General features: G+C 67.7%; 4 protein-coding genes. 3 read left to right on the top strand and 1 reads right to left on the bottom strand.

The window, feature by feature from the left end; translation table 11 throughout:
- Positions 1-166: 166 nt before the first annotated feature.
- Positions 167-1,642, bottom strand: coding sequence for a peptide MFS transporter (locus OU415_RS37875; protein WP_270954620.1), 1,476 nt, complete (start codon positions 1,640-1,642; stop codon positions 167-169).
- A 251-nt stretch (positions 1,643-1,893) separates the two neighbouring features.
- On the opposite strand from OU415_RS37875, the gene OU415_RS37880 reads away from it, so the two are divergent.
- The 3 genes from OU415_RS37880 to OU415_RS37890 form a co-directional block, all read left to right on the top strand.
- A complete protein-coding gene (locus tag OU415_RS37880) occupies positions 1,894-2,454 on the top strand; it encodes a TIGR03086 family metal-binding protein (protein ID WP_270954621.1) in 561 nt (186 codons plus the stop codon).
- Between the two features lie 183 nt (positions 2,455-2,637).
- The gene (locus OU415_RS37885; RefSeq protein WP_270954622.1) at positions 2,638-3,978 is read left to right on the top strand and encodes a hemolysin family protein; all 1,341 of its coding nucleotides are present in this window, start codon (positions 2,638-2,640) and stop codon (positions 3,976-3,978) included.
- A partial coding sequence (locus OU415_RS37890; protein WP_270954452.1) for a CNNM domain-containing protein occupies positions 3,975-4,320 on the top strand: 346 nt, incomplete at its 3' end. The genes OU415_RS37885 and OU415_RS37890, both read left to right, overlap by 4 nt.

Consider the following 4,320-nt stretch of genomic DNA (forward strand, 5'->3'; position numbering starts at 1 on the left):
TAGCCCACCCTCAGCGCTGGCACCGCCGCGGGTTCTCAGCGTTCGCCTGGCGAGGACGGCCCGACTGCCGTGTATTGGCATACATAAAGCCGGGCACCCGGAGTCCAGGCGGGCGCTGAGGTTCCGCCACTTGCACCGATAAGCAGAGTGAGCGCTTCAGACAGTTTTAGAGAACGCCGTGCATCTTGCTCTTGATGCTCTTGGCGAACACGAGCAGCAGGGCGGCGCAGCCGATGGTGGCCAGGCCGACGATGCCGAAGTAGATCTGCTGGTTGTCCACCGAGTAGAGCTTCACCACCTGGGCGCCCAGGCCCTGGCCCATCGCCGGGGCCAGGAAGTACAGGCCCATGGTCTGGGAGGCGAAGACCTTCGGCGCCAGCTTGGTGCTGGCCGACAGGCCCACCGGGGAGAGCAGCAGCTCACCGACGGTCATGATCACGAACACCAGCGCCAGCATCAGCGGCAGGTGCTTGCCGTCGCCGACGACGACCTTCGACAGCACGACCCACAGGAACGCGACGCCGACGAAGAACAGGCCGCCGACGAACTTCTGCGGGGTGGAGGGCTGGCGGCTGCCCAGCTTCATCCACAGCGCGGCCACCACCGGCGCCAGGATGATGATCGCCAGCGAGTTGATGGACTGGAACCAGGAAGCCGGCACCTCGAACCCGAGCACGTTCAGCTCGGTGTCCGCCTCGGCCAGGTTGGCCAGGGTGTTCGGCTGCTGCTCGAACAGCAGGAAGAACAGCGCGGTGGCCAGGAACAGCGGGATGTAGGCGATCAGCCGGTCCCGCTCGACCTTGGTGATCTGCTTGCTGGACAGCATCACCGCGAAGTAGGCGATCGGCAGCACCGCGGAGATGATGCTGACGACGTTGACCAGGCCGCCCAGGCCCATGACACCGCTCACCGACAGGCCGCCGAGCACCACGACGAACAGCACGGCGATGCCGATCGCGCGGCCCAGCACGCGGCCCTTGTGCTCCGCGGGCAGCGGGTTGACCGGCTTGAGCCCGGCCGAACCGAGGTTCTTGCGGCCCAGCGAGTACTGGATCAGGCCGATCGCCATACCCACCGCAGCGGCGCCGAAGCCCCAGTGCCAGCCGACTCGCTCACCGAGCGTGCCCGCGACGAACGGGGCGAGGAAGCCACCCAGGTTGATGCCCATGTAGTAGATCGAGAAGCCGGCGTCGCGACGGACGTCGTCGTCGCTGTAGAGGCCGCCGACCAGGCCCGACACGTTCGGCTTGAGCAGGCCGGTGCCGATGACCAGCAGCACCAGGCCGAGCACCACCGTGGCCACGCCACCGGGCAGGGCCAGGCAGATGTGGCCGAGCATGATGACCACGCCGCCGTAGAACACCGCGGCCTGCGAGCCCATCACGCGGTCGGCCAGCCACCCGCCGACCACACCCGTCATGTACACCGAGGCGCCGTAGACGCCGACCACCGACAGCGCGGTGGATTCCGGGATTGCCAAACCGCCGTCGGCGATCGAGGCGTACAGGAAGTAGGCGAGGATCGCCCGCATCCCGTAGTAGGAGAAGCGCTCCCACATCTCGGTGAAGAACAGCGTCGACAGGCCGCGCGGGTGTCCGAAGAACCCCTTCTGCGGTGCGTCCGCAACCGTGGGTGAACTCACGATCACGTCCTCTCGTTGACCAGGCGGTGTGGCCGCCTCCGGTTGTGCCAGCCGGTGGTTACCGGCGCGTAGAAACTGCTCGGCAGGTTACGACTCCCCGAAGTGGCCCAGACCACCGGGGCGTAAACCCGCCTCGTCGCGCACGACGCATCGACGGCGGTCGAGCCATGCTCGGGGCCGTCAGCTGCAGGTCAGCCAACATCTGAGAACGTTGTGGTGACCTGATTCACACTGCGGCCCCAGGAGGAATCGTGCAGCTGTTGGCAGCTCACCGCACCGCGATGGCGGAATTCGACGCTCGGGTGCAACGCATCGAAGCGGATCAATGGGACAACCCTACGCCGTGCTCCGAGTGGAACGTCCGTGACCTGCTGAATCACCTCGTCGGCGAACAGCTGTGGGCACCGTGGTTGCTCGACGGCGCCACCCTCGACGAGGTCGGCGACCGCTTCGACGGGGACGTGCTGGGCAACGATCCGATCAAGGCGTGGACCCGAGCCGCCGACGCGGCGCGGCGGGCTTGGGACGCGCCGGGCGCGACCAGCGGTGAGGTGCACGTCACCGGCGGAGTCATCCCGGCCGAGGACTACGGCTGGCAGATGACCGCCGATTTGGCGGTGCACGCCTGGGACCTGGCCCGCGGCATCGGTGCTGATGAGCAGCTGAACCCCGAGCTGGTGGCGGACTTGTACACCGTGCTCGCCCCGCAGGTGTCGGCTTGGCAGGACCTGGGCATCTTCGCCCCACCGCGTGACGTTCCGCTGGGCGCCGACCAGCAGACGAGGCTGCTCGCGCTGCTCGGCCGGGCGTGACGGTGCTTGCTGTTCTCCTTGCCGCGCAATCGATCACGGTACAATCGGGCTCGTATCTTTCCCTTTTCGAGGAGTGACGGCTTCAGTGCCTGCGGCACAATCCCCCGACGGGGGTAGTACCGAGCCGGGTTGTTATCCCGGCGTTTCCCAGTTCTCATGCGGCCACCCACGGGGTGACCGGTGATCGAAATCTTGTTGGCCGTTCTCGGCCTCGCCTTCGTCGGTGTGCTCACGATCGGCACGGGTTTGGCGGTCGCCGCCGAGTTCTCGCTGACCTCGTTGGAGCGCAGCACCGTTGATGCCCACGTCAACGCGGTGGGTGACAAGCGCGCGAAGGCCGTGCAACGGGCGCACCGCACGTTGTCGTTCCAGCTTTCCGGTGCTCAGGTCGCGATCACGTTGACCACTTTGGTCACCGGTTACGTGGCCGAGCCGCTGATCGGTGAGTTGATCCGTCCGGTGCTGGTGGCGGTGGGGTTGCCGGCCGCGGCGGCGGGGGCGGTGTCGTTGACGTTGGCGATCTTGTTGGCGACGGCGTTGTCGATGGTGTTCGGGGAGATGGTCCCGAAGAACCTCGCCATCGCACGCCCGCTGGCGACAGCCCGCGCCGTGTCCGGTTACCACGCGCGGTTCTCGCAGGTGTTCCGCTGGTTGATCGACGGGATGAACAACAGCGCGAACTGGGTCGTACGCCGTTTCGGCGTCGAACCCCAGGAAGAGCTGCGGTCGGCACGGTCTCCGGAGGAGCTGGGGTCGATCGTGCGGTCCAGTGCCGAGCACGGAACCCTCGACGAGGCCACCGCGGAGTTGATGGACCGCTCGCTGCGGTTCGGCGAACGCACCGCCGAGGAGCTGATGACCCCGCGAGTCCGGGTCGAGTCGCTTCAGGTCGGTGACAGCGTCGTGGAGTTGCTGGATCTGGCGCGGCGGAGCGGGTTCTCGCGATTCCCGGTGCACGGTCGCGATCTGGACGACATCCACGGCGTCGTCCACGTCAAGCAGGCCTTCGCCGTTCCGGCGGACCGCCGCGAGAGCACCGGGGTCGAGTCGCTGGCCCGGCCGGTGCCGAAGGTGCCTGAAACGCTGTCCGGTGACGCGCTGCTGAACCGGCTGCGCGGCTCCGGCCTGCAGCTGGCCATCGTGGTCGACGAGTACGGCGGCTCGGCCGGCATCGTGACCTTGGAAGACGTGGTCGAGGAGATCATCGGCGACGTCCGCGACGAGCACGACCGCCGGGAGGTCGCCCCGGTGCGCCGCGCCGACGAGCGCACCTGGATCATCTCCGGCCTGCTCCGCCCCGACGAATTCGTCGAGGCGACCGGCTTGGCCATGCCCGACGGCGACGACTACGAGACGGTGGCCGGGTACGTGCTGGCCGATCTCGGCCGCATCCCCGAGGTCGGCGCCAGCCTGCCCCTGGACGGCTGGACGCTGACGGTGTCCCGAATGGACCGCAACCGCATCGCCGAGCTGCGGCTGACCCGCCAACCCGAGCCCGCCGAGGCGACGGGAGCGGCCCGATGAGTGATGGGTTCGCGATTCTGCTCGGTGTGGTGCTGTTGTTGTTGAACGCGTTCTTCGTGGGTGCGGAGTTCTCGTTGCTGTCCTCGCGCCGGGACCGGTTGGAGGCGTTGGCGGCGCAGGGCAAGTCCCGGGCTCGTGTGGTGATCAAGGCCAGTCAGCAGGGCTCGTTGATGCTCGCCAGCGCCCAGCTCGGCATCACCCTGTGCTCGCTGGGTTTGGGGCGTCTTGGTGAGCCGGCGGTGGCGCACCAGTTGGAGGTGCCGTTCACGGCGTTGGGGATCCCGGAGGCCGTGACGCACGTGGTGGCGTTCGCGATCGCGTTGGCGCTGGTCGTGGTGCTGC

The sequence above is a fragment of the Saccharopolyspora oryzae genome, assembly GCF_027853915.1.
Lineage (GTDB): Bacteria > Actinomycetota > Actinomycetes > Mycobacteriales > Pseudonocardiaceae > Saccharopolyspora > Saccharopolyspora oryzae.